1 protein-coding gene is annotated in these 2,148 nt (G+C 38.2%); it reads right to left on the bottom strand.

Annotated elements, in window-relative coordinates; all coding sequences use genetic code 11:
* Positions 1–14 precede the first annotated feature (14 nt).
* Positions 15–2,148 (bottom strand): VirB4 family type IV secretion/conjugal transfer ATPase (locus ACJML3_RS04545; protein WP_406020998.1); only part of this gene is annotated, 2,134 nt, incomplete at its 5' end.

Raw genomic sequence — 2,148 nt, 5'->3', positions numbered from 1 at the left:
CTGATAACTGCAAACTAATCTTCATGAACACACTCCTCCAAATAGTGAGAGAGCCATAATTCAGGCTCTGTACCATATCTTTGTTGTATTTGTTTTACTGTTTTTGAATCATTTTTTATCTGCTGAAACAGATTGAGCCATTTGTCAGGATTGTCTCCAACAAGAGCTCTTAACTGCTCAATCAGATTGATATTATCCGTAGAGCCTGATAGCACCCTTAAAGGCTCTTTAGCCCACCCCAAATCAAGCTTACAGATTGCACTTCGTGAGCCTTGCTTAATTAGCATCATTCTTGAGTCTTCTTTTAAGCCCTGGATCCACATAAATTCAGCTTCAGAGACCTTAAAGCCCTCGATGTACTCTTTTTTATCTGCTTTTGGATTTGGTAAAAAGATTTGAGTTGCAGACTGCTCAATAACAGCCTTTGCAATTTCAGAATTAAGCACGTCAGATGGTGACTGTGTTGCAAACACGCCAAAGCCGTTCTGTTTACGCATTGTTTTCAACTTATCAAAGGCAAAAGTTCTAAAAGCTTCATCAAGCAACCACTTCCAGAACTCATCCATCACAAAGATGAATCTTCTACCGTCAATTACTTGATCCATACGCTTTAATAGATAGAAAGCTATAGGTGTGCGAACAGCTTTATTGTCTAAGAATGCAGTGCCATCTATTCCATAATTTGGAAAAGCATCAAAGTCGAGCAAGTCTTTTTCATTGTCAAAAACCCACCCAAGATCTCCGCCTTCGCACCACTTTTTAAGTCGTACTGAAAGAGAGTTTTGTCTTTCTTCACGAGTAAGACCATCAGTTAAGTTCTGAGGAATTAATCCCAGTCGTCTTAGATGTACAGGCATTCCCATAACAGCTTCTACAGCGTGCTGGATCTGTTGCTCTTCTGCAGCAGTGATTGGCATTCCATCCATTGATAACAACAACTTAACAAATGAAATTAAAAACTGAATATTTGATTTATTTGCTTCCATCTGAAACGGATTAAAGCCTGTTGGTCTGCCGTTTTCTACAGTTAAATAACCACCATGCAGTGCACGAATTGCAATTTCAGCACCACGATCTTTATCAAAATAGACTGTAGTCATCTTTTGTGTTGGCGTTCTGTACTTCTGTGCCATTGACAGCAAGAAGTTCATTAAAACAGTCTTACCAGATCCTGATGTACCTATGATTGTGGTATGAGCTAGAGTCTTTTTATCAAAAGAATCTTCGCCTATAGGACTTGTATGAAAGTTAAAGTAATAAGGCTGATTAGATGGAGTCTGTAACAGTGCTAGTGCTTCCCCCCAAGGATTACCCTCTCGCTTACCTGAGATGAAATTGTGTAGTGGAGCTAACTGAGCAAAGTTAACTGAAGTAATTTTGGCTAAACGAGGTCGTAAGGCTAAGTTACAAGGTAACTGTGAGAAAAATGCTGCAGGTAGAGCCAATGTACTTAGGAAGGTTAAAAAACCTTCATCCTGAAGTTTCTTAGCAGCATCTGCTGTATTCTGTTTTACTTCCTGATAAGAATCAGCAAATAAAGTTAAAGTGTAGCTATACTCACCGATGGAGAAATCACCATTTACAACACCATCAATAGCAGCTGACATTGCCTGAATCTGTGAAACACCTGCATCTTCAGATGAAAGAAGTTGTTTTTGTTGTAACTCTAGGAAATGCTGACCATCATATTTTGATAAGAAGCAGAATGTTTGGGTTTCAATAAAGATGTAAGGCTTCTTAACAGCATTAACATCAGGATATAAAAGGCCGTCTAAAATGCCTGAATAGCTGCTCTGAGCGTAATCCTTAAACTCTAAAGCCTGCACAAACTTATGGCCATTTGCACTTTGAATTTCCAAGAAATCTGAGCCTGAAAAGATAGCTTCTGGCATCAATGCTTCATATAAAGGACATTTTGGAATTACAACTTCCTGCCATACACCAGTAACAAGAAAATTATAAAAAGCTAACTGAGAGGAATACTCTTTATTATTCTTCTTGTATTCGCCTAATCTTTTTGGTGAAAAAGAGCTTAATGAACGCTCTACATTTTCAGCAATCTTGTTAAAGACTTCTAATCTTGCTAAAAGCTCCTGCTTGATAACTTCTGCTGTACGCTTCCTTTTCTTTAATGATTTTCTCTTTTCA

The sequence above is a fragment of the Succinivibrio sp. genome (assembly GCF_045124615.1).
In the GTDB taxonomy this organism is placed as follows: domain Bacteria; phylum Pseudomonadota; class Gammaproteobacteria; order Enterobacterales; family Succinivibrionaceae; genus Succinivibrio; species Succinivibrio faecicola.
The sequence above is the reverse complement of the archived record's forward strand: the minus strand, read 5'-3'. Positions and strand labels throughout refer to the sequence as shown.